Origin of the sequence: Sorangium sp. So ce124, assembly GCF_051525235.1 — a bacterium.
Classification (GTDB): domain Bacteria; phylum Myxococcota_A; class Polyangia; order Polyangiales; family Polyangiaceae; genus Sorangium; species Sorangium atrum.
Window position 1 is genome coordinate 8,515,899 of the sequence record NZ_CP150312.1, and the last position, 22,932, is coordinate 8,538,830.

The following is a 22,932-nucleotide window of genomic DNA, read 5'->3' on the forward strand; positions in this document are numbered from 1 at the left end:
GGCGGTGAGCTGGCTACGTGGTCGCACAGCGTGACTGTCATGATATCGAGTTACCGTGTGCCGCCTCACCGCGATCCCGCAGGCGTGCCGGCAAGACGACGTCAGCGGACCTGTCGCAGCGCGTAGTCGATGCCGCTCCGGAGCGTCCCCCGGGTGACCACGGTGCTGAGATCGATCTCGAGCGAGACGAGCGTTTGCGCCAGCTCGGGGCGCAGGCCGGTGATCACCGTCGTCGCGCCGAGCAGCCGGAGCGCCGCCGCCGTGGCCATCAGCGTGGTCGCGACCGCGGAGTCGATGATCGTCACGCCCGTGACGTCGATGATCACGACGTCCGTCCGGTTCCCGTGCACGGCGTTCAGCGCCGCTTCGAGCGCCTGCTGCGCGCGGCTCGCGTCGATCGTCCCGATCAGCGGCATGACCATGATCCGCTCGGTGATCGGGATGAGCGGCGTGGAGAGCTCCGCCAGCCGCTCTTTCTGCACCCGGATGATCTCCTCCTGCAGCGCCGCGCGCGCCAGCTCCGCGCGCTCGCGCTCGGTGAGCTCCAGCGTCAGCCGCTCGTTCGTCCTGCGGAGCTCCTCGGTCTGGCGCGCGACCTCCGTCTCCAGCTGCTCGTTCGACCTGCGGAGGGCGGCGTAGAGGAGAGCGACCTTCACGGCCACGGCCGCCTGGGAGGCGAGGAGCCGCAGCGTCTCCAGCTGCGTCGGTGTGTAGGGGTGAGGGACCGCCTCGCGCTCGACGTACAGGACGCCCGTCAGCTCGCCCTGATGCATCATCGCCATGCACAGGATCGACCTCGGTCCGCTCGCCCCGAGGTATGGGTCCCCGGCGAGGCCAGGCTCGCCGCGCGTATCCTGGATGAAGACGGACTCCTTGGTCCTCGCCACTCCCTGGATGACCGTCACGGCGAGCTGCGCGTCCGCCTCGACGGGCGTCGCGAGCCCCAGCCGGACCGCGTCCGGGCGATCCCTCGTGATCGAAGCCTCCACGAAGAGCCCGCCCTCGCGCGCGAGGACGAGGACGCACCGCTCGGCGCCGGCGTGCTCGAGCGTGATCCGCAGCAGCCGATCGAGCACCCTGTCGAGGACGACCTCGCCGGCGACCGTCTGCGCTGCCCCGATGACCGTCGCCATCTGGGCTTGAGCCTGCGTGAGCTCCTCCAGGGCCCGCTCGAGCTCCGCCGTCCGCGCCGCCACGCGCCGCTCCAGCTCGTGCGTGAGCTTCTGCAGCGCCGCCTCGGCGGCGACGCGCTCCTCGACCTGCGCCGCGAGGCTCTTCATCAGCTGCCTGAGCTTCGTTTGCACCCGGACGCGCGCGAGCAGCTCCTCGCTCTGGAACGGCTTGAGGAGGAACTCGACGGCGCCGAGGTTCAGCCCCTTCACCTTGTCCGCGTTCATCTCCGTGCTCGCCGTCATGAAGATGACAGGGATGTCGCTCGTGACCGGATCCGCCTTGAGCCGCCGGCACGTCTCGAAGCCGTCGATCCCTTCCATCTTCACGTCCAGCAAGATGAGATCCGGCGCCACTTCCTTCGCGAGCTGGATGGCTCGCAGGCCGTTCGTCGCGGCCGCGATCTCGAACCCCCAGCCCGAGAGGTTGTCGCGGAGCAGCCTCAGGTTGCGTGGCTCATCGTCGACGATCAGGACCGTGCCCGTATCACTCACATTCGTCACACTGCCCTCTCCAGCGGCTAACCTCACCCTTCGCGCCAGCGACGCTGCATGAGGATGACTACACTCACAGCAAATCCCAAACCGACGCTCATGGGGCGCTACCGTCGATGCGCCCGGCGACGAACTCTTCTATCGACTCCAGCCGGAAGTCCTCGGAGAGCTCGCGCAGGTGCTTGGCGAAAGGCGCGAGCCGCGGGTCGCCCAGCTCGAGCTTGTCCGCGTATTTCTGGATGTGGTTGACTAGCCCCTTGCGCGCGAGCTCGCGCAAGGCCTTGAGGTCCTCGTCCGGGGGCAGGACGACATCGGGGGGGCTGGCCACACCCGAGTTCGGGCTCGGCTCCGTCTCCTCGCTGGCGCCGTCCTGCCGCTCGTAGATCCACTCCAGCTTGAGGTGCCGCTGCAGCTTCTCGAGCAGCTCATCCATCTGGAGCGGCTTGGCGAGGAAATCGTCCGCGCCTGCTTCCAGGCTCTTGTCCTGGTCGGTGATGAACGCGCTGGCGGAGGACGCGATGATGACCGTCCCTCCGAGCTCTGGCACCTTGCGCATGCGGCGCATCATCTCCCAGCCGTCGAGCACGGGCATCGCGAGATCGGTGATGATCAGATCGAACCTCTCGCTCGCCGTCCTGGCCAGGCCCTCCTGGCCGTCGTTCGCCTCCGCCAGCTCGAACCCGAGGGTCGCGAGCATGTTGATGACCACGGCGCGGTTCTCCGGCTTGTCGTCCACAACGAGGAGCCTCCGTCGCGGGCCCCTGTAGCCCACGATCTGCCCCTGCGCCGTGCGCCTCACGGTGTCCGTCCAGTTGGGCGCCTCGGCGAGCGTCAGGTCCACCCAGAAGACGCTGCCTTTCCCGAGCTCGCTCCTGACCTGGATGGAGCTGCCCATCAGCGTGACGATGCGCTGGCTGATCGCCAGCCCGAGCCCGGTGCCCTCGCGGTGACGACTCTTGTCTCCTACCTGCTTGAAGGGCAGGAATATCTCGCCCAGGTGCTCGGCGCTGATGCCGGTCCCCGTGTCCTCGATCTCGAAGCGTATCCTGTGCAGCTGGGTTCGCGACTCGGGGCTCGCGCCGCCCTCCGGGAGATCCTTGCGCGCGCCTTGGGGCCCGCCCGTCACCTCCACGACCGTGAAGGTGACGCTGCCGTTCTCGGTGAACTTGATGGCGTTGCCGAGCAGATTGAGCAAGATCTGACGCAGGCGCCGCTGGTCGGCGCGCACCCCCGCGGGCAGCGTGGGGCCGGGCTTGAACACGAACGCGATCCCCTTCTGCTCCGCGCGGATCCGGCAGATCTCGGCCGTCGCGTGCAAGAACGACGGGAAATGGAAATCGTTGGGGTGAATCTCCATCGTCCGCGACTCGATCTTCGCCAGATCGAGGACGTCGTTGATGAGGGTCAACAGATGAGAGCCGGACTCGGCGATGACCTCGACGCCGCGCAGATCCTGCTCGCCCAGGCTCTTGGAGCGCCGCAGGATCTGGGCGTACCCGAGGATGCCGTTGAGCGGCGTCCGCAGCTCGTGGCTCATGTTGGCGAGGAAGTCGCTCTTCGCCCTGTTGGCCGCGTCCGCGGCGACCGTCGCCTCCTTGAGCTCGGCGGTGCGCTGTTCGACGCGCTGCTCGAGCTCCTCGTTCGTCTTCGCCAGGGCGGCGAACGTCTCGCGGAGCTGCTGGGCCATGCCGTTCAGCGCGTCGCCGATGTGCACGAACTCCCGGGTGCCTGACGCCTCGAAGCGCTGCTCGAGGTCACCGCCCCGGATCCGCTCGGCCGCTGTGACGAGCTGCCGCACGGACGGCAAGGTCACGCGCATGATCACGAGCACGGGCAGCGCCACGAGCGCCAGGATCGAGAACGCCGCGATCAGCCAGTAGTCCCAGTACAGCCCCTTCACCGACGAGAGCAGCGCCGCCCGAGGTACGTCGGTGAGCAGGTACCAGTCCGGCGCGGCGATGCGCGCCGCCACGATCACCCGCTCGTCCGTGCGGCCGACCACGTGCGCCGCCACGGCGTTGTCGCGCTTCGCCGCCTCGAAAGCGCGCTTGAGATCGTCGTCGCCGATGGAGTCGACCGTCAGCGCCCCTTTGCTCCCGTGGATCTTGTCCTGGTGCACGCTCGAGACGAGCACCGTCCCGTCGCCCCTCACGAGGGCGTGCTCCGTCCCCGGATACAGCGAGAGCTCCCGGAAGCTGTCCATCACCGCGTTGACCGTGACATCGTGCCCGGCGCTGCCCGCAAACACCCCGTCGTGGAAGAACGGCACCACGACGCTCACCATCCACTCGCGCGCCCCTGGGTCGTAGCTCGTCGGCGTCCAGCGCGGCTTTCCTTCAGGGTTGTTCGCCGGCAGCACGAGCGTCGTCCACTCCGAGTTGACGAAATCGACGGTCGTGTCGACCTGGTCGATGTAGCTCGTGTAGCTGGGCCAGTACATCACGAGCCCGTTCCGCCTGGGGATGAGCCAGGTGTTGATGGGCTCCCCCGGCGCTCCGGCCGAGTACAGCTCGGTCATGCGCTTCAACTGCAGAAGAAAGACCTTCTCCTGGTCGTCGAGCGGGTACCCGGCGGGCAGCCAGATGATGGCGTCTCGCTTGGGCTCGAAGCCCGCGTTGCGCGACACCATGCCGCCGTCGCGCGACGACCCGACGAGGGCGTCGAACTTCTGCGGGGACTCTCCCTCGACTTCATGCAATGCCGAGGTGAGCAGGCGGCCGTACCGGACGACGCTCGCCTCGGCCTGGATCAGGCGGTCGTTCATGCGGCGGGTCCACTCGTCATGCGTCCGCGCGAGAACGCCCAGCTCGTTCTTCAGGATCGCGCCCTCGATGGCCCACGCCGCGATCCACAGCCCCGGCCCCACGAACACGAGCAGCGCGACAGCCAGCGGCCCCGCGACCCAGAAGGACAGACTCGGTGCGGTGCGAGGGCGTTGGCTGCTCCGCTCCCCCCGTTCATTCATGCGGTCATCGTACACGAATACAGGACCGCGCCACTTTGGAAGGTCAATGTCCCGAACAGAAAATATGGACACACGGTAGGATCATGCGAGCCTCACGAGGACTGCGCCGCCACCTCGACGCAGGTTGACTGACATGCTGGCTCAGCGAGAGATCGATTGGCGCACAGCGTGCGCCGGTGAGCTCGCGCACCGTGGCCCGGTGGCGCTGGCCGCGGGGGCTACTCCCAGCGGAAGAGCTTGAGGGCGAGCGCGAAGGTCGCGACGCCCCAGACGACGAGGAGCGCGAGCTCGGGCGCGATCGCGACGAGCGGCGCGCCCTCGAGCATCACGCCGCGGAGCGCGTCGTTCAGCGCGGTGAGGGGCAAGGCCTGGACGAAAGGCTGGATCGCGTCGGGGAAGCGATCGGCCGAGAAGAAGACGCCGGAGCAGATCCACATCGGGAACGTGACGAGGTTGCCCAGGCCCGAGATGCCCTCGAGGGTCCGCGGCCGCGCCGCGATGAGGAGGCCGACCCCGGCGAACGACAGCGCGCCGACCACGGCGACCAGCGCGAGCGCCGCGAGCGAGCCGGCGATCGGCACGCCGAGCACGAGGACCGCGAACAGGAGCAGGGCCGCGACCTCGAGCGCCAGGAACACGAGCCGCGCCCCGAGGTGCGACGCGAGGAGCTGCCACCGCGGCATGGGCGACGCGACGAACAGCTTCAGGAGCTTGCCGATGCGCTGCTGCACGATCGCGACCCCGATCCCCCAGATCCCGGTCAGCATCACGTTCATGCCGAGCAGCCCGGGCACCAGGAAATCGACGTAGCGAGAGCCCCTCTCGGCCTCCGTCACCTCGAGCGCGGCGGGGCGGAAGGCGTCGGCGCGGCCCGCCGCGCGCTGGAGCGCCTGGTCCACCTCGAGCCGGGCGAGGCGGCTCTCCGGCCGCGCCGGATCGAACCAGTACGTGGGCGGATCGGTGGCGAGCACGACCAGCGCGGCCTTGCCCGTCCGGAGCTCCTGCTGCGCCTGCGCCCGCGGGACCACCCGCGGGACGACCTGCCCCGACGCCTCGAGCGCCGCGCGCCGCGGCTCGGCCCCGGCGCCCTCCTCGACGCTCACCCGCACGGGCTCCGCCGGCTGATCCCTGAACGCGACGGCCAGCGCCGACGAGAGCAGGATCGGGAACACGAACATCCAGAAGATCGCCTCGGGCTCGCGCAGGAACTCCGCGACCCGCGCCCGGATGAGGAGCGCGAGCGACGAGGCGCGCAGGGAGCGGAGCCACCGCGCCATCACGCCGCCCCGTCGTCCGCGAGCGTCCGCCCGGCGAGCGCCATGAACACGTCCTCCAGGCTCGCGTGGTGCGTCGCGAGCCGCTTGGGCGTGGCCCCGCGCGCCGCGCAGAGCGCGAGCAGCGGCGGGATCACGCGCGCGACGTCGCGCACCGTCAGCCGGAGCGCCCCCTGCGCGGAGCGCACGGCCTCCACGCCCGGCAGCCCCATGAGCTCCTCCTCGGCGATCTCCGCGTCCACCTCGACCTCCACGACGTGCTCGGCGCCGAGCGAGGCGACGAGCGCCGCCGGCGTGCCGAGCGCGAGCAGCCGCCCGCGATCGACGATCCCCACGCGGTCGCAGAGGCGCGCGGCCTCCTCCATGTAGTGCGTGGTCAGGAGGATCGTGCGGCCGCGGGCCTTCAGATCCTCGACGATGGCCCATATCTGTCGGCGCGACGCGGGGTCGAGGCCGGTGCTCGGCTCGTCGAGGAACAGCACCTCCGGATCGCCCGCGAGCGCGCAGGCGAGCGACAGCCGCTGCTTCTGCCCGCCCGAGAGCGCGCGCACGAACGCGCTCGATTTCTCCTGCAAGGCCACGCAGCGCAGCGCCTGCTCCGGCTCGATGCCGCGCGGGTAGAAGCTGCGGAACAGCGCGATCACCTCGCCCACCCGGAGCTTGTCCGGAAAGCGCGTCTCCTGGAGCTGGATGCCGAGCCGGGCGCGCAGCGCGATGCCGTCCCCCACCCAGCGCTCGCCCAGCACCTCGACCTCGCCGGCGTCGGGGCGGCTCAGCCCCTCGAGGATCTCCACCGTGGTCGTCTTGCCCGCGCCGTTCGGGCCGAGCAGACCGAAACACTCGCCGCGCTGCACCTCGAGGTCGAGCCCGTTCACGGCCACGACGTCCCCATAACGCTTGACCAGGCCGCGGCAGACCAGGGCGGGAGAGGCAGACACGGCGCGTCTGTATCGCAGAGGACGGCAGAAAGGAACCGGGACACTTCAATCCATCCCGGCCTTCGGCGCGGCCCATCACGGCCTCCGGCGCGACGACGCGTGCTGGGCGGAGGCGCCCTCGTATCGCCCTCAGCAGACGAAGCGCACCTCCACGCGCCCACAGGAGCGCCGGAAAATTCGACAGACGACGCGACGTATCGCCTCTCCGGAGAATCGAATCTCACCAGACACCTGCGGCGAGCGCGTCGAGCGCGGCCCTGCAAGGAACCATCCGGTCCGAGATCGCGGCTGGCCGGTCTGCAAGCTCAGAGCGACGGAGTGGGGGGCGCGTGGTGAGCGATGAAGAGGGAGTGGTGCCCGTGCACTGCGGCGAGGTCATCGCAGACCGCTACCGGGTCGAGCGACCGCTCGGCATCGGCGGGATGGGGGCCGTCGTCGCGGCGCGGCACCTGTCGCTGGGCGAGCTCGTGGCCGTCAAATTCATGCGGCCGGAGCACTGCGGCAACGCGGCGCTGCTGAGGCGGTTCCAGCGCGAGGCGCGCGGGATGTTCCGGATGAAGACGGAGCACGTGCCGCGGATCTACGACCTGGGCGCGCTCGCCCCGAGGCCGGGGATCGCGCTGCCGGTGCCGTACATCGTGATGGAGCACCTCTCGGGCAACGATCTCCGCTCGATCCTGGAGCGCCGCGGGCGGCTGCCGGTCGACGAGGCGGCGGAGTACGTCCGTCAGGCCTGCGTTGCCCTGACGGAGGCGCACGCGCTCGGGATGGTCCACCGGGACCTCAAGCCCGCGAACCTGTTCCTGACGTACCGGACCGACGGCACGCCGCTCCTCAAGGTGCTCGACTTCGGCGTCGCGAAGTTCACGAGCGCGAAGCCGGAGCACGACGGGCTCGAGATGACGACGGCGCGGTCGGTCATGGGTTCCCGCCGCTACATGGCGCCGGAGCAGATGCTGACGCCCAAGGACATCGATCTGCGCGCGGATCTGTGGGCGCTCGGGGTCGTGCTCTACCAGCTCGTGAGCGGCACGCTGCCGTTCGGCGCGGAGACGCTGGAGCAGTTCGTGCTGGTCGTGTCGGAGAAGGCGCCCCGGCCGCTCCGGAGCGTGTGCGCCGATGTGCCCGAGGGGTTCGAGGAGATCGTGATGCGCTGCCTCGAGAAGGACCGGACGCGCCGCCCGGCCTCGGCCCGCGAGCTCGCCGCCGCGCTCGCGCCGTTCGCGCTGCGCGGAGCGCCCGACGCGACGCTGCCCACGGGGGTGCACCGGAGCCAGCCGACGTTCACGTGGCTCGACGATGGGCCACCCACGACCGCCGCGCGGCCGCCCATGACCTCCGCGCGGCCGGCCATGACTTCCGCTCGGCCGGCCGCGATCTCCGCGAGGCCGCCCACGACGTCCTCCGGGCCTGCCGAGACGCGGCGCGAAGGCCGCCGCCCCAGGCGAACCTGGCTGGCGGCCACGGCCGGCGCCGTCTCCGCGAGCGCCACGCTCGCCGCGATCCTCCTGTCGCCCGGGTGGCCACGGGCAGCGGGATTGACCTGGGCCGACGGCACCGGCGCGCAGCACCTCGCGGCGGTGCCGCAGGGGCTCGCCGCGGTGCCGAAGGGGAACGCGGTGGCAGCCAGGTCGTTCCAGGAGCCCGATGACATGGCCGAAGGTGCACCGCACGACGGCGCTGCCAGCGCGTGCGACGCTCCCCAGGCCGACGCCAGAGGCGCGCGCCCGGCCGCGCGCAGCGGAGCCGGCGCCGTCCTGTCCACGAGGACCGCGCCGCCCGCGCGGGCGGCCGCGGGGAGTACGCAGCGCGCGCCAGCGCGCGGGGCGCGCGCGTCTGAGACCTCGCCGGCGCCCGCAGCTGGAGCCGCTGTGCGGACGGCGGCGGATGCGCCGGCGCCCGCCCGGGGCGCGGCTGCAGGCGCGCCGTCCCTCGCGGCAACGCCCGGTAGCGGCGCTGAAGCCGCGGCGCCGGCGGGCGCGCCGGACAGCCCGTGGTGATCGCCATGCGCCGAGGAGCCCTGCCGAAGGTCCCCTGTTGCTCGCGCCCGCGCGGGCTCGCCTCCGCCCTCGCAGCCCTGTCGCTGTCGATCGCGCCGGCGAGCGGCAACGCTGGCGGGCCCGGTCCGGCGCAGTCCGACATGGCACAGACGAGCCCTGATCTGGCACAGCCCAACCCGGGACAGCTCAACCCGGGACAGGCCAAACCCAACCCGGGACGGCTCAACCCGGGACAGGCCAAACCCAACCCGGGACGGCTCAACCCGGGACAGCCCAACCTGGGACACATCAAACCCAACCTGGGACAGCCCGACCTGGAGCAGCCAAAACCCGACCCGGGACAGCCGGGCGGGCACAAGGAGCAGGTGCTCGCGCTCTATCAGGCCGCGACGCGCCTTCTCGAGGCGGGCCGCATCGCCGAGGCGTGTGCCATGCTCGAGCAGGGCCGGACGCTCGATCCAACCGCCCTCAACCTCCTCCTGCGGCTCGGCGAGTGCCTCGCGCGCGCAGGCAGAACCGCGGGCGCCTGGAACGTCTTCAGCGAGACCGCGGCCATCGCGAAGAGCGCGGGAGATCCCCGCGCCGCGCGCGCGGCCGCGCTCGCGGCGGCGCTCGAGCCGCGGCTCTCGCGGATGGCGATCGCCGTGCCCCCCGGGAGCGCCGCGCCGGGCCTGGAGATCCGCCGCAACGGCGTGCTGCTCCTGCCCTCCCAGTGGGGACAGGCGCTCCCGGTCGACCCGGGGACACACACGATCGAGGCGCAGGCGCCCGGCAGGAAGCGCTGGTCGGTCGTGCGCGTCGTCCCGCCCGACGGCGCGGGCATCGTCATCGAGCTGCCCCTCCTGGCGCAGGAGCCGCCTCCTCGCGCGCTCGCCGCCGCGCCGAGAGGCCCCAGGACGCATGCGCCTCCCGTCCTGCCGATCGACGACCGCGGAGGCGACGCCGGCGCAGGGCGCGTGCAGCGCGTGATCGCGCTCGCGACCGGCGGCGCCGGCCTGGTCGGGCTCGGCCTTGGCGCCGTGTTCGGCGCGGAGGCGATCGCCCGCAGGGACGCCTCGAACCGGGGCCACTGCGACGCGCGGAGCCGCTGCGACGCCGTCGGGGTCGCGCTGCGCGAGGACGCGCAGAAGGCCGGCACCGCCTCGACGATCGCGTTCTCGACCGGCACCGCCGCGCTGCTCGCGGCCGGCCTGCTCCTCTGGACCGCCCCGCCCAGCCCCGCCGGCCCGCCCTCGCGCCGCGCCACGGCGACGGCCGCCGCCGGCCCCGGCGCGTTCTCCCTCGTCGTGGGTGGGAGTTATTGACGTGGGCGTACGCGGCACGACCGGGCTCGGCCTGCGGTTCACCCTCGTGGCGCTCGGCTGCGCCGGCTGCAACGCGCTGCTCGGGCTCGAGGACGGCATCCTCGTGGACGAGGGCTGCGTGCCGCTATCGACCATCGCCTGTTACAGCGGGCCGCCGGCGACCGAGGGGGTCGGCGCCTGCCAGACCGGCCTCATGCGGTGCAACGCCGCCGGCGACGGCTACGGCCCCTGCGAGGGCGAGGTGACGCCTGCGCCGGAGCGCTGCGGCAACGCGGCCGACGACGACTGCGACGGCGCGATCGACGAGGCGGACGGCGACGGCGGCCGCCCCGAGGATCCCGCGGCCGACGGCGGCAGCGCCGTCTGCGCCTGCGCCCCCGGGACCGTCGAGCCGTGCCCGTACGGAGGACCGCCGGGCACCGTGGGGGTCGGCGCGTGCAGCGCCGGCCAGCGGACGTGCGGCGTCGACGGCCGGTGGGGCGCCTGCGCCGGCGAGGTCACGCCGCGGGTCGAGGACTGCACGACGCCGGCCGACGAGGACTGCAACGGCGGATGGGACTGCGGCGCGGTGCTCCCCGGCGGACCGCTCGGCGCGCTCCTCGGCGGCGCAGGCCAGGAGAGGGCGCGCGCGCTCGCGGCGGGCCCCGGGGGCTTCGCGATCCTGGGCGGCGAGTTCGAGGGCTCCCTCGATCTCGGCGCAGGGCAGGTCGCGACCGGCGCGGAGCAGGACGTCTTCGTGGCGCGGCTCGATCCGGACGGCGCCGTGGCGTGGACGCGCCGGCTCGTCGACGAGGGGCGAGGCTCGCTGCAGGCGCTCGCGGTGGATCTCGAGGGAGAGGTCGCTATCACGGGCGAGCTCGTGGGGGTGATGAGCGCCGTGGGGCTCACCGCCGACGCGCCGCAGGGCTTCGTGATCAAGCTGGACGCCGGGGGCGGGCTGCGCTGGGGGGCGAGGCTCCCTGGCAGGCCGCAGGACGTCGCGGTCTCGGCGGCAGGCGAGGTCGTCGTCGTCTCGACGCTGATGGAGCCCAGCGGGACCGACGTGGCGGTGACCAAGCTCAGCGCCGCGGGCCTGCAGCTCTGGACGCACCAGTTCGGCGGCGCGGGGAACCAGGAGCCGACCGGTGTGGCGGTGGACCCGCGCGGCGATGTGGTCATGACAGGGACCTTCGAAGGCGAGCTCCAGCTTGGCGAGGAGGCGCCCCGGCTCTCGTCCGCGGGGATGAGCGACGTGTTCCTGGCCAAGCTCGACGAGCGCGGCGAGCACGTCGCGTCGCTGGCCTTCGGCGACGGCCGCCGGCAGCACGGGGGCGACATCGAGATCGGGCCGGGCGGCGAGATCGCGCTGAGCGGGACGTTCGAGGGCCTGCTCGATCTGGGCGGCAGCGCGCTGTTCTCGGAGGGGATGTCGGCGTTCGTGGCCGAGCTCGGGCCTGCGCGAGAGCACCGCTTCAGCCGGGCTTACCCCGCGGAGCGGCCGCCGCGCCTCGCGCTCGAGGCGGACGGCGGGCTCGTCCTGGCGGGCGACGTCGATGGCCCGACCAACCTCGGAGGGGGGCCGCTCGACGGCGCCGGTGGCGGCAGCGACATCGTCGTTGCGCGGCTCGACGCCGGGGGGCGCCACGTGTGGAGCAAGCGGCTCAGCGCGGCCGCCGGGACCCGCGGCGGGAGCCGGTCCGCGGCGGGGGTCGCGTCGTTCGTTGACCGCGGCCACATCCTGCTGGCCGGAACCGTGGAGGGCAGCGTGGACCTCGACGGCGCCACGGCCGAATCGACCTGGTCCGACATCCTGGTGGCGCGGCTCTCGCCGTAGGGCGCCGACGATCGCCGGCAGGGTATCATCCGCCAGGACGGCTCATCGCAGGGGGGCTCCTCGGCGCGCTCGACCCTCGATGGTCGCCGGCAGGACGGTACGCGACAAAACAGGACAGGCGATCTCGACGAGATCGCCTGTCCTGTCCGGCCGGCTCGGATCACCTCAGGATCGATGACGCACGACGCCGGCTCGGCGCCTGAGGGCCATCACTGGCAGGTGCCCAGGCACTCGAGGTACGGGCTGCACGCCGCGTCGTCCTCGCAGGCGGCCGCGGCGGCCTCGATGCAGGCATCGTCCTCGGCGAGGTCATTCAGGCACGCCACGCAGTCGGCGTTGTTCGCATCCAGGTTGATGGTGCCGTCATCATTGCAGACGTCGCTCGTGGCATCGGTGGTATCGCACACGCTGGCGCACGCGGAGTCAGCCGCGCAACCGCACTGCTCGAACCCGTGAATCCCGAGGGCCTCCACCCCTTCCGCGTACGTCTCATCACAGCAGTCCGAGCAATCGTCCGCGGTCTCGGCGTCGGCGCACACTTCGCCCCCGCCCCCCGCGCCGCCCTCGCCTCCGCCCGTCCCGCCTGATCCGCCCTCGCCCGTGGTGGCCGACGACGTGGTCGTCGAGCCCGAGGCGCCCGAGCCGCCGTCGCCGCTCGTGTCGCCGTCACCGCTCTTGACCGTACAGGCCGCCATCATACCCACGCTGATCAGGATCGCTGCGAAACCGAAAGCTTTCATGAATCCACCTCCAGACGAGTAGGGTCGCGCCGCGCGGCTCGTAACTCGGCACTACACGTCGAGCGACGTCGCCGGGCCACGCTCCCTGTGCACTTCAACGCCACCGTCGGCGCCGGGCGCTGTTCCTACACCAGAATTTTACGTGATGGTATCTGCTTCGTGCCTACAGCTGCGCCTCCGCGCCGCAAGCGGCCGCGCCAGGAGCACGCATGTCTCTGCACAATGTGCGCACAATCCACCGGGACAGATCGGTTGTCAGCCGTTTTATGCAACAGGAGCAGACCCTAGCACAGGGCAGGTGCGGGAGATCAAGCGGCTCTGCGTGGATAACCTGCTCCAGGGGAACGCGCTGGGCACGCGGGCGACCTCGACGGCAAAGGTGAGGCAGAAAGCGCCAACCAGAGCTCGCTGGTGGCCTGTCGCGCTCCGAACGATCGAGATCTCGATGGAACGGCGGGGAGCTCTCGGCCCTTCTGCTTGCGCGCGCGGCGTTACGAGCCGCCCGCGGCGCGCCGCATGGCGCAGTCGAGGTCGCCTTTGCAGGGGTCGCCCGCTGTACGCGCGCCGCCTGGGCTCGCCGGCGGGGCGGCGGCCGCCGGTCCACTGCTCCCCGCGGCGCGCTTCGCCGAGGCCTTGCCCCCGGCTGCGGGGGCGGCGGGTGGGGCCTTCGCCCCGCCCTCGCGCGCCTTGTCGCCCTTCTTCTTCTTGGCCGGAGGCGCCTCGGCGGGCGCGGCCGCGACCTTCGCCTCCACCTTCGGCAGCTGCGTCAGCGCCGCGCTCGCCGCGTGCCGCACGCCGGGCTGCGCAGCGGCCTGGAGCGTCTCGCGCGGGGCGCCGAACCACACCGCGCCGGCAACGGCGGCCGCCGCGAGGACGCCCACGATTCCGTAGCGCACGCCCGCCGCCCGTCGCGCGCGCGGCGGGCGCAGGTCGATCGGGACCTCGGACGGCACGGGCGTGAGATCGGGTGGCCTGAACGCCGGCAGCTCGGAAGGCACGCCGAACGGAAAGATCTCCAGGTAGCTGCTGCGCTCTCCGTCGCCTGCGGCGGACCCGTGGATATCCGCCATCCCGGAGCTCCTCGCGCCGTGATCGGCCCGCGCGCCGTTCGTCGTGGTGGCGGCCTTCTCCACCGCGAGCAACGCGCTCAGGGAGATCACCACCGAGTTCTCGTCCCGCGGCCCGGCCGCAACGCCGTCCGGCGCCGCTCCGCCGCTCGTGGATCGGCCATCCGTCTCGCCGGGCAAGTGATTGGTGCTTCTCATACGCTCCACCCCGCCTGCCCTCCGTGTCGACCGAGCACAGGGCGCAGACAGCATCTACCAGTGTACTCGCCATTTACCGCTCTTGATACAAGTTTTTTATTGCACTGGAGAGCGCACATCATCGCAATAGCTCGCAACAGCTCGCAACAGCGCCGGAGCGCTCGGCGCTCGTGCGCGCAGCGGCCAGAGCGCCCCACACCGTGTCGGCTCAAGCGACATCGGGCGTGACGACCCGGGGCGAGGTCGAGCGTGCGCGTGCAACGGCCCCGCGCCCCGCGCCCCGCGTGCGGTGCATCACACCGGAGCCGGAGCGATTCTCGAGCGGAACGGGAACAACGATGGATCGCGCGACGCGCTTTGTGGTCAGAAATCCAAACGGCCCGCGGAAAACGCACCGCGCCTCCCGGCCGGGCGACATTTCACGTCGACGAAACCTCGACGAAACATGCCACTCGGCATAAGGCCTTTCACCACGACGTCGTGTGGCTGGCCCTTGTCCGGGGACCGCGCTCTGCTGCGCAGGGCGGCCCTCCGGTGTGTCCAGCCGGGAGTCTCCACTGGCCGGCTCCCGAACTCCCAACGGCTCTTGTGCAGTCGAATCGCCGCGCCGCGTCGATGCAGGGCATTGGACGCGCCCCCGGCACCCAAGGAGGATGCGTTGAATATGTACACGTCTGGGTTGGACGTTGAGGATCGGCCGGCGGCGGGCACCTCTCGGCGTCGGGCGCTCTGCGTCGCGATGGCGGCGCTCGCCGGCGCGGCCCTGCTCTCTGCGTGCGGCAAGGCGAACGAGGAGGCTCCTGCGCCCGGGACGACGCCCGCGGCGCCCGCCTCGGACAGCGCCTCCATCAAGGTCGGCGTCCTCCACTCGCTGAGCGGCACCATGTCGATCAGCGAGGTGGCCGTGAAGGACGCGACGCTGCTCGCCATCGAGGAGATCAACAAGGCGGGCGGCGTGCTCGGCAAGCAGCTCGTGCCCGTGGTCGAGGACGGCGCCAGCGACTGGCCCACGTTCAACGAGAAGGCCAGGAAGCTCGTGCAGCAGGACGCCGTGGCGGTCGTGTTCGGCGGCTGGACCAGCGCCAGCCGCAAGGCGATGCTGCCCTCGTTCGAGGAGCTGAACGGCCTGCTCTTCTACCCGGTCCAGTACGAGGGCCTGGAGCAGTCGCCCAACATCTTCTACACCGGCGCCGAGCCGAGCCAGCAGATCGTCCCCGCGGTCGACTACCTGCTCGAGAAGGGCAAGAAGCGCATTTACCTGCTCGGCTCCGACTACGTCTTTCCGCGCACGGCGAACAAGATCATCAAGGCTCAGCTCGCGTCGAAGGGCGGCGAGCTCGCCGGCGAGGAGTACCTGCCGCTCGGCGGGACCGAGGTCAGCACGATCATCAGCAAGATCAGCGCGGCCAAGCCGGACGCGATCTTCAACACGCTGAACGGCGACAGCAACGTGGCGTTCTTCAAGCAGTTCAAGGACGCCGGTTACACCGCCGACAAGCTGCCGGTCCTCTCGGTGAGCGTCGCCGAGGAGGAGGTGCGCGGCATCGGCGCCGACAACATCGCCGGACACCTCGTCTCGTGGAACTACTACCAGACGACGGACACCCCCGAGAACAAGAAGTTCGTCGACGCGTACAAGGCCAAATACGGCGCCACGCGCGTCACGGACGATCCCATCGAGGCGGGCTACTTCGGGGTCTATCTGTGGAAGATGGCCGTCGAGAAGGCCAAGTCGACCGAGGTCGCCAAGGTGAAGGAGGCGGTGAAGGCCGGAGGCATCGAGTACGCCGCGCCCGAGGGCCTGGTCCGGCTCGACGGGAAGAACCAGCACACCTGGAAGACGGTCCGTATCGGCGCGGTCCGGAAGGACGGCCTCATCGAGGAGGTGTGGAGCTCGGGCAAGCCGGTCCAGCCGGATCCGTACCTGAGCGCGTATCCCTGGGCGAAGGAGCTGGCCGCGAAGTAGCGGGGCGCGGGCGCGAAGCCTGAAGCCCGGACCGCTGAGCCGCGGAGGGCGCGGGGCCTCGTCATGATGCTCTCCGTGCCTCCGCAGCTCGAACCTCTCTGTGCGCGGCGTCTCGATCGGTTGGGTGCTCTAGAATGAACGAAGTTCTCCTCCACGCCTTCAATGGCCTGAGCCTGGGCTCGATCCTCCTGCTCATCTCGATGGGCCTCGCGTTCTCCTTCGGGCTCATGAACGTGATCAACATGGCCCACGGCGAGTTCATCATGGCGGGGGCGTACACGACGTACGTCATAGGGCAGCACGTCGCGCCGCTCGTCGGGGGGACCGAGGCCGGGCTCTGGTTCCTGCTCGCGCTGCCGGCCTCGTTCCTCGTGGCCGGCGTGCTCGGGCTCCTGCTCGAGCTCTCGATGATTCGCTTCCTCTACGGCAGACCGCTCGACACGCTGCTCGCCACGTGGGGCGTCGGCCTCGTGCTGCAGCAGGCCGCGCGGAGCCTGTTCGGCGCGTCCAACGTGCAGGTCTCGAGCCCGTCGTGGCTGAGCGGCGGCGTGGCGCTCTCGGGCGGCGTGCAGCTGCCTTACAAGCGGGTCTTCCTCATCGCGCTCGTGATCGCGTGCATCGCCGCCGTCTACACGTACCTGCACCGCTCCGCGGGGGGCAGGCGGCTGCGGGCCGTCATGCAGAACCGCGAGATGGCCTCGTGCCTCGGCGTCCGCGCGCGCCGGGTCGACGCCGCGACGTTCGCGCTCGGCGCCGGGCTCGCCGGGATCGCGGGGTGCGCGCTGACGCAGCTCGGCTCGATCGGTCCGTCGCTCGGGACGAACTACATCGTCGACGCCTTCATGGTGGTCATCCTCGGGGGCCTCGGGCGGCTGCCTGGCACGGTGGTGGCCGCGCTCGTGATCGGCGTCGCGAACACGCTGCTCGAGCTCTCGACGACGGCGTCGCTCGGCAAGGCGCTCGTGTTCGCGCTGGTGATCGCCTTCTTGCAGTGGCGTCCGACAGGCCTGCTCGCCCTGCGCACACGATAGGAGAGGACACGGACATGGCCCCTCGAGACTCTGCCCTTCGCACCTTCGTCTGGACCTGGGGAGCGCCGCTCGCCGTCGCGTTGCCGCTCCTCGTCGCGCCGCTCGTGCTCTCCGACTTCCGCCTGAACCTGCTCGGCAAGTTCCTCACGTACGCCATCGTCGCCCTGGGGCTCGATCTCATCTGGGGCTATGGCGGGATGCTGAGCCTCGGGCAGGGGCTCTTCTTCGGCCTCGGCGGCTACGCGATGGCGATGTACCTGAAGCTGGAGACCTCCGGCTCGCGGCTGCCCGATTTCATGAGCTGGAGCGGCCTCGAGGCGCTGCCGATCTTCTGGGAGCCGTTCCGCTCGCCGGTCGTGGCCCTCTGCGCCGTCGTCCTCCTGCCGATGGCGATCGCGTCCGCGGTGGGTTATCTCGTCTTCCGGAGCCGCGTCCAGGGGGTGTATTTCTCGCTGATCACCCAGGGGCTCACGCTGATCGCGTCGATCCTCTTCATCGGCCAGCAGGCGGTGACGGGCGGCACGAACGGGATCACGAACCTGAAGACGATCTTCGGCTTCACGCGGGGGGCAGCCGGGACGCAGACGGTGCTCTATTTCGTGACGCTCTTCTGCCTCGGGGCGCTCTATCTCCTGTGCCGGAAGCTCACCCAGTCGCGCTTCGGGCGCCTGCTCGTGGCGATGCGGGACGACGAGAACCGGGTGCGCTTCCTCGGCTACAACCCGGTCACGCTCAAGACGCTGGTGTTCGCGCTGTCGGCGGGCATGGCGGGCGTCGCGGGCGCGCTGTTCGTCTGCCAGGTCGGCCTCATCTCGCCCTCCTCGATGGGCGTGATCCCGTCGGTCGAGATGGTGACCTGGGTGGCTGTCGGCGGGCGCGGCACGCTGATCGGCGCCGTCGTCGGGGCGATCCTGGTCAGCCTGGGCAAGAGCGCGCTCAGCGAGTCGTACCCCGAGGTGTGGCAGCTCGGCTTCGGCGCGCTCTTCGCGGCGTCGGTCATGCTGCTCCCGAAGGGCGTCTCGGGCTTCCTGCAGCGGCACGTCGCGAAGCTCTCGCGCCGCGGCACGGACGTCGCGGCGGGGCCGGCGGGCGGGGGTGAGGTCGACCCGGCGGCGGGCCCAGAGGCGCCGGCGACGACGGGGCGCTGAGGGGGAGGCGCGGAGATGAGCGGAAGCGAGCACGGAAACGAGCGCGGAGACGAGGAGAGGAGCAGCGCGATGAGCCGCGGCAACATCGTCGAGGTCCAGCGGGTAACGGTGAGCTTCGACGGCTTCAAGGTGCTGGACGAGCTCGACTTTTCCATCCAGCGCGGGGAGCTCCGGTTCCTGATCGGGCCGAACGGCGCGGGGAAGACGACGCTGCTCGACATCCTGACCGGCAAGACGAAGCCGTCGAGCGGACGTGTGGTGTTCCACGGAGGTGGGGAGTCCGGACAGGAGGCCGTGGAGGTGAATCGCCTGCCTGAGCACGCCCTGGTGCGGCTCGGGATCGGGCGCAAGTTCCAGACGCCGGCGGTGTTCGGGAGCCTCACGGTGCTCGAGAACCTGGAGGCGGCCATGGGCTTCCGGGAGAGCGCGCCGGGGCTGCTCCGCGGGCTGTCGGCACCGCAAGAGAGGGAGATCTCCGAGACGCTCGATCGCGTCGGGCTCAGGCGGCGCGCGGACGTGCGGGCCGCGGTGCTCGCGCACGGGGAGCGGCAGTGGCTGGAGATAGGCATGCTCCTCGTGCAGCAGCCGAAGCTGCTCCTGCTCGACGAGCCGGTGGCGGGGATGACCCGGCGCGAGCGCGACCGCACGGGGGAGCTCGTCCAGGAGATCGCGAAGCAGCGGTCGGTGCTGGTGGTGGAGCACGACATGGAGTTCGTGCGGCGCTACGCGAGCACAGTGACGGTGCTGCACGCAGGCAGGCGGCTGTGCGAGGGGCCGGTCGAGGAGGTCCAGCGCGATTCGAAGGTGATCGAGGTCTATCTCGGGCGGGCGCACGACGCGGGGCACGCGCGCGGCGGGGCCAAGGCGCCGGCCGAGGCTCAGGCGGAGGAGCGGTAGCGAGCATGCTGGTTGTCGAGGATCTCGCGGTCTATTACGAGGAGAGCTGCATCCTGTCGCAGGTCAGCCTGGACGTCGCGCCAGGGCGGGTGTCGTGCCTGCTGGGCCGCAACGGGGTCGGCAAGACGACGTTGCTCAAGGCGATCATGGGCGTGCTGAAGCCGCGGCGCGGCAAGGTGACGCTCGACGGGGCGGACCTCACGGCGAGGTCGCCGAGCGACAGGGCTCGCGCGGGGATAGGCTATGTGCCGCAGGGGCGAGGGATCTTCCCCTACCTGACGGTGCGAGAGAACCTGCTCATGGGCTTCGAGGCGAAGAGCGATGCGACGCCTGGCCCTGCTGCGCTGGAAGAGATGATGGAGATGTTCCCCATCCTCAAGAAGTTTCACGCGCGGGCGGCGGGGACGCTGAGCGGCGGACAGCAACAGCAGCTCTCGCTCGCGCGGGTGCTGCTGAGGAAGCCGAAGCTGCTCTTGCTCGACGAGCCGACGGAGGGGATCCAGCCGTCGATCATGCAGGAGATAGGCGAAGTGATAAAGGGGCTCGGGAAGAAGGGGGATATGGCGATCCTGCTCGTGGAGCAGTTTTTGGATTTCGCGCTCTCGACGGCGAGCGAGTACTTCATCATGGACAACGGGGGGATCGTGCGGCGGGGGAGCGTGGCGGAGTTCGACGACGAGATCGCCAGGGAGTTTTTGGCGGTGTGAGGAGCCCCTCGAGGGCGGCCCGGCCCCGGGAGAGGGAGTTCGTGGCGTGGCGGTGCGCGGGGGCCCCGCCGAACTCGCCTGGGACGTCCTCTGCCCGGCGCGCTGCGCACGCCGGACAGAGGACGTCAAATGGGCTCGGACATCGGCCCTCCCCCGCGCACCGCCACGCCACGAACTCCCTCTCCCGGGAGGATGGCGCGCTCGGGGCGACGGGCCGCCTCGACCGTGTCTGTCGCGCTCGGCACCGCCTGCTGCTCGGCACGGGCGGGCGCATGTCGAGCGTGCGGCGCAGCAGGGAACGCGTGGGAGGACGCGCGTCGGTGGACAGCGGGCGCCGAGCGGCAGTAGGACAGGGCATGGAGAAGCGGAAGGGCGCTAGATGGCTGTGGGCGGCGTGGGCGGTGACGGCAGGCGGATGTGCGCTGGCGGCGGGGCTGGAGGACGGTTATTACGTGCAGAAAGAAGGCAGTGGCGGAACCGGAGCCGAAGCCGGCGCCGGGGGAGCTGGCAGCGGGAGGGGAGGCGCCGGGGGAGCTGGCAGCGGTATGGAAGGCGCCGGGGGAGCTGGCAGCGGTATGGAAGGCGCCGGGGGAGCTGGCGGCGAGGACGAGTGCACGCTGGCCGGACAGCGGTGCGTCGGTCAGACGTGCGTCGATGGGCAGTGCACCGGGGAGTGCGGTCCGGAGGACGTGCGCTGCTCGGAGGACAATCGCCCGCAGCGGTGCGGAGAGCGCGGGTCGTGGGAGGACGCGGAACCGTGCGGTGCGGCGACGCCCGCATGCGACGCAGGGAAGTGCGTGCCACGGAGCTGTGTCGGACTGGCCGAGACGTGCGGCCCTGACAGCAACGAGAGCTGCTGCGCGACGGGGGAGGCGGTGTCCGGGGGCACGTTCAACCGGGGCAACGACGCAGCGTATCCAGCGACGGTGAGCGGGTTCTTGCTGGATCGGTTCGAGGTGACGGTGGGTCGCTTCCGGAAGTTCGTGGAGGCGTATCCCGGGAGCAAGCCGGCGGCGGGAGCAGGTGCGCACCCGAAGATCGCGGGTAGCGGGTGGAATGCGGATTGGGCGAGCAAGCTGCCTGTGGATGCAGCGGCGCTGAAGGCGGCGGTGAATTGCGAGTCAGAATTCCAGACATGGACGGATGCAGCGGGTGATCACGAGCACCTGCCGATGAGCTGCCTGAGCTGGTACGTGGCGTTCGCGTTCTGCGCGTGGGATGGGGGCCGTCTGGCGACGGAGGCGGAGTGGAACTACGCGGCGGCGGGAGGAGGAGGCGCGGACGGGCAGCGCGTGTATCCATGGTCGAAACCGGCAGACTCGACGGCGATCGATGCCGATCACGCGGTGTATGGCTGCGGGCCTGACGCCTCGTGCGCCCCCCCGGCGACATGCAGGCCGTCGGGTCGAGGTCGCCGGGAGATGGGAGGTGGGGACAGGCGGACCTGGCCGGGAACCTGCGGGAGTGGGTTCTGGACTGGTACGCGGAGCCGTACCCATCAGGCGACTGCAAAGATTGCGCCAATATGGCCATGGCCTCGTATCGGGTGATCCGGGGCGGGGGCTGGAACGACGTTGCGTCGACCCTGCTCTCTTCCGGACGCAACTACGACGACCCGTCGGCCCGCAAAATCGACGTCGGGGCCCGGTGCGCGAGGACACCGCGGTAACATGGCATCAACTTCGCTCAACGCATCGCTTCCCTTGAAGCTTGATCCTTGAACTCTTGATCAAGCAAGGCTCACCGCCGATGTCGGGCGATAGCAGCCGCAACGCAGGGAGCCGGCGATCCGGGGCTCCGTCCCCGGCCCGGCTGCAGCGCCGGAGATCGCGGTCCGCAGGCTCCCCCGGGCCCGAGCCGGCGCGCCAGCAGCATCGCGTGTCGGGCGGAATCCCCAGCAGGGGTCCTCAGCTCGGCCCGTCGAGCACTTCGGCGAGGGTCTTGGCGCTGAGCACCCGCTCGGCCCACTGCTCGAGCGCTGCGATCTCGGCCCCCTCGACTCGGGCGATGGCGGCTTCCGGGAACTCGCCGAAACGAGCGCGGAACTGCCGCAGGAGCACGGCACGCTCTCCTTCGAGGCGCCTTTCTCTGCGGCCCTGGTCGCGCCGAATCGCGACGGAGCCTGCCCCTCTCCTCATCGAGGTCGCGGAGGGCGGGCAGCGCTGCGGCAGCAATCTGCGTGCCCCGCTCGCCGCCGCCGTGAGCCAGGGCAGAGAGGACGGACCGCTCGTACTGCCTCGGCGGTGTCCGTCACGCTCGAAACCGCCTGCCGCCCCAGCACGGGTGTGCGCGGGTCGAGCGTGCGGCGACGCAGCAGGGCAAGAGGTGGAGGACGGGCGTGGGTGGACAGCGGAAGCGTGTCGGCAGTAGGACAAGGCATGGAGAAGCGGACGGGCGCGAGATGGCTGTGGGCGGGATGGCGCTGACGGCGGGCGGATGCGGGTGGGTGGCGGGGCTGGAGCCCAGCTACCACGTGGTGGAAGCGGGCAGCGGTGGCAGTGGAGGGGCAGCGAGCGTCGGCGGGGAGGCAGGCAGCGCGGGAGGGGGCGGGAGCGGAGGCGAGGGCGGGAGCGTGGAGTGCACGCCGAGGGAAAGGAATGCGAGGAGCAGACGTGCGTGGTTGGGAAGTGCACGGGGGAGTGCGGGCCGGAGCAGGTGCGGTGTACGGACAACCGGCCGCAGCACTGCGATGAGCGTGGGCGATGGAGGGACGCGGCGCCGTGTGGAGCTGCAGCGCCGGTGTGCCGCGGAGGGACGTGCGTGACGCCGCCGAGCTGTGTCGGACTGGCCGAGACGTGCGGCCCTGACAGCAACGAGAGCTGCTGCGCGCCGGGGGAGGCGGTGTCCGGGGGCACGTTCAACCGGGGCAACGACGCAGCGTATCCAGCGACGGTGAGCGGGTTCTTGCTGGATCGGTTCGAGGTGACGGTGGGTCGATTCCGGAAGTTCGTGGAGGCGTATCCCGGGAGCAAGCCGGCGGCGGGAGCGGGTGCGCATCCGCTGATTGAGGGCAGCGGGTGGGACGCGGCGTGGGACAGCAGCCTGCCCGCGGATGCTGCGGCATTGAAGGCCGCGGTGAAGTGCGACTCGACCTACCAGACCTGGACGGATGTCTCCGGAGCGAACGAGCATCTTCCGATGAACTGCCTGCGCTGGTACGTGGCGTTCGCGTTCTGTGCGTGGGATGGGGGTAGGCTGGCGCGGAGGCGGAGTGGAACTA

The 22,932-nt window shown here is 71.0% G+C and carries 17 protein-coding genes and 1 pseudogene; 11 read left to right on the plus strand and 7 right to left on the minus strand.

Going from position 1 to position 22,932, the window contains the following annotated elements:
* Positions 1-101 precede the first annotated feature (101 nt).
* From WMF19_RS31705 to WMF19_RS31720, 4 genes are all read right to left on the minus strand, one after another.
* Positions 102-1,673: a response regulator gene (locus WMF19_RS31705; protein WP_437893809.1), complete on the minus strand. Its 1,572-nt coding sequence runs from the start codon at positions 1,671-1,673 to the stop codon at positions 102-104.
* Between the two features lie 88 nt (positions 1,674-1,761).
* Positions 1,762-4,629, minus strand: a complete 2,868-nt coding sequence (locus WMF19_RS31710) for an ATP-binding protein (protein ID WP_437893810.1) — start codon at positions 4,627-4,629, stop codon at positions 1,762-1,764.
* A 218-nt stretch (positions 4,630-4,847) separates the two neighbouring features.
* The gene (locus tag WMF19_RS31715) at positions 4,848-5,906 is read right to left on the minus strand and encodes an ABC transporter permease (RefSeq protein ID WP_437893811.1); all 1,059 of its coding nucleotides are present in this window, start codon (positions 5,904-5,906) and stop codon (positions 4,848-4,850) included.
* Entirely contained in the window at positions 5,906-6,841 is a 936-nt protein-coding gene (locus WMF19_RS31720; RefSeq protein WP_437893812.1) for an ATP-binding cassette domain-containing protein, read from the minus strand. The genes WMF19_RS31715 and WMF19_RS31720 overlap by 1 nt, the downstream gene beginning before the upstream one ends.
* A 332-nt stretch (positions 6,842-7,173) precedes the next feature.
* Between WMF19_RS31720 and WMF19_RS31725 the strand changes: the two genes are divergently transcribed.
* From WMF19_RS31725 to WMF19_RS31735, 3 genes are read left to right on the plus strand one after another with little or no spacing between them, the layout of a single operon-like run.
* Positions 7,174-8,841, plus strand: a complete 1,668-nt coding sequence (locus tag WMF19_RS31725; protein ID WP_437893813.1) for a protein kinase domain-containing protein — start codon at positions 7,174-7,176, stop codon at positions 8,839-8,841.
* A 5-nt stretch (positions 8,842-8,846) separates the two neighbouring features.
* Complete coding sequence (locus WMF19_RS31730; RefSeq protein WP_437893814.1) at positions 8,847-10,145, plus strand: tetratricopeptide repeat protein; 1,299 nt, start codon at positions 8,847-8,849, stop codon at positions 10,143-10,145.
* A 1-nt stretch (position 10,146) separates the two neighbouring features.
* The gene (locus tag WMF19_RS31735) at positions 10,147-11,958 is read left to right on the plus strand and encodes an outer membrane protein assembly factor BamB family protein (protein WP_437893815.1); all 1,812 of its coding nucleotides are present in this window, start codon (positions 10,147-10,149) and stop codon (positions 11,956-11,958) included.
* Positions 11,959-12,167: 209 nt separating this feature from the next.
* Here WMF19_RS31735 and WMF19_RS31740 read toward each other — a convergent pair whose 3' ends face one another.
* Both WMF19_RS31740 and WMF19_RS31745 read right to left on the minus strand, forming a co-directional pair.
* Positions 12,168-12,698, minus strand: coding sequence for a hypothetical protein (locus WMF19_RS31740; RefSeq protein ID WP_437893816.1), 531 nt, complete (start codon positions 12,696-12,698; stop codon positions 12,168-12,170).
* 491 nt (positions 12,699-13,189) lie between these two features.
* On the minus strand, positions 13,190-13,963 hold the full coding sequence (locus WMF19_RS31745) for a hypothetical protein (RefSeq protein WP_437893817.1): 774 nt from the start codon (positions 13,961-13,963) through the stop codon (positions 13,190-13,192).
* A gap of 664 nt (positions 13,964-14,627) precedes the next feature.
* Here WMF19_RS31745 and urtA point away from each other — a divergent pair.
* From urtA to WMF19_RS31780, 7 genes are all read left to right on the plus strand, one after another.
* Positions 14,628-15,929, plus strand: a complete 1,302-nt coding sequence (gene urtA, locus WMF19_RS31750) for an urea ABC transporter substrate-binding protein (RefSeq protein WP_437893818.1) — start codon at positions 14,628-14,630, stop codon at positions 15,927-15,929.
* Between the two features lie 134 nt (positions 15,930-16,063).
* Positions 16,064-16,960 (plus strand): urea ABC transporter permease subunit UrtB, encoded by an 897-nt coding sequence (gene urtB, locus WMF19_RS31755; RefSeq protein ID WP_437893819.1) that lies wholly within the window; start codon positions 16,064-16,066, stop codon positions 16,958-16,960.
* Between the two features lie 14 nt (positions 16,961-16,974).
* Positions 16,975-18,108, plus strand: coding sequence for an urea ABC transporter permease subunit UrtC (gene urtC / locus WMF19_RS31760; RefSeq protein ID WP_437893820.1), 1,134 nt, complete (start codon positions 16,975-16,977; stop codon positions 18,106-18,108).
* Positions 18,109-18,177: 69 nt separating this feature from the next.
* The gene (gene urtD, locus WMF19_RS31765) at positions 18,178-19,005 is read left to right on the plus strand and encodes an urea ABC transporter ATP-binding protein UrtD (RefSeq protein ID WP_437323645.1); all 828 of its coding nucleotides are present in this window, start codon (positions 18,178-18,180) and stop codon (positions 19,003-19,005) included.
* 5 nt (positions 19,006-19,010) lie between these two features.
* Complete coding sequence (gene urtE / locus WMF19_RS31770; RefSeq protein WP_437893821.1) at positions 19,011-19,712, plus strand: urea ABC transporter ATP-binding subunit UrtE; 702 nt, start codon at positions 19,011-19,013, stop codon at positions 19,710-19,712.
* 575 nt (positions 19,713-20,287) lie between these two features.
* Entirely contained in the window at positions 20,288-21,262 is a 975-nt protein-coding gene (locus WMF19_RS31775) for a formylglycine-generating enzyme family protein (protein ID WP_437901699.1), read from the plus strand.
* Entirely contained in the window at positions 21,157-21,381 is a 225-nt protein-coding gene (locus tag WMF19_RS31780) for a formylglycine-generating enzyme family protein (protein WP_437901700.1), read from the plus strand. The genes WMF19_RS31775 and WMF19_RS31780 overlap by 106 nt, the downstream gene beginning before the upstream one ends.
* A 238-nt stretch (positions 21,382-21,619) precedes the next feature.
* Here WMF19_RS31780 and WMF19_RS31785 read toward each other — a convergent pair whose 3' ends face one another.
* A complete protein-coding gene (locus tag WMF19_RS31785) occupies positions 21,620-21,772 on the minus strand; it encodes a DUF4351 domain-containing protein (RefSeq protein WP_437893822.1) in 153 nt (50 codons plus the stop codon).
* A 376-nt stretch (positions 21,773-22,148) separates the two neighbouring features.
* Between WMF19_RS31785 and WMF19_RS31790 the strand changes: the two are divergent.
* Positions 22,149-22,850: pseudogene (locus WMF19_RS31790) on the plus strand (formylglycine-generating enzyme family protein); the annotation flags it as partial.
* Positions 22,851-22,932: the final 82 nt, after the last annotated feature.

Coding starts and splice junctions, on each gene's coding strand:
- WMF19_RS31710 (WP_437893810.1), bottom strand. CDS start 4,629: ATGAATGAACGGGGGGAGCGGAGCAGCCAACGCCCTCGCACCGCACCG.
- WMF19_RS31740 (WP_437893816.1), bottom strand. CDS start 12,698: ATGAAAGCTTTCGGTTTCGCAGCGATCCTGATCAGCGTGGGTATGATG.
- WMF19_RS31715 (WP_437893811.1), bottom strand. CDS start 5,906: ATGGCGCGGTGGCTCCGCTCCCTGCGCGCCTCGTCGCTCGCGCTCCTC.
- WMF19_RS31730 (WP_437893814.1), top strand. CDS start 8,847: ATGCGCCGAGGAGCCCTGCCGAAGGTCCCCTGTTGCTCGCGCCCGCGC.
- WMF19_RS31775 (WP_437901699.1), top strand. CDS start 20,288: ATGGAAGGCGCCGGGGGAGCTGGCGGCGAGGACGAGTGCACGCTGGCC.
- urtC (WP_437893820.1), top strand. CDS start 16,975: ATGGCCCCTCGAGACTCTGCCCTTCGCACCTTCGTCTGGACCTGGGGA.
- urtA (WP_437893818.1), top strand. CDS start 14,628: ATGTACACGTCTGGGTTGGACGTTGAGGATCGGCCGGCGGCGGGCACC.
- urtD (WP_437323645.1), top strand. CDS start 18,178: ATGAGCCGCGGCAACATCGTCGAGGTCCAGCGGGTAACGGTGAGCTTC.
- urtE (WP_437893821.1), top strand. CDS start 19,011: ATGCTGGTTGTCGAGGATCTCGCGGTCTATTACGAGGAGAGCTGCATC.
- WMF19_RS31745 (WP_437893817.1), bottom strand. CDS start 13,963: ATGAGAAGCACCAATCACTTGCCCGGCGAGACGGATGGCCGATCCACG.
- urtB (WP_437893819.1), top strand. CDS start 16,064: ATGAACGAAGTTCTCCTCCACGCCTTCAATGGCCTGAGCCTGGGCTCG.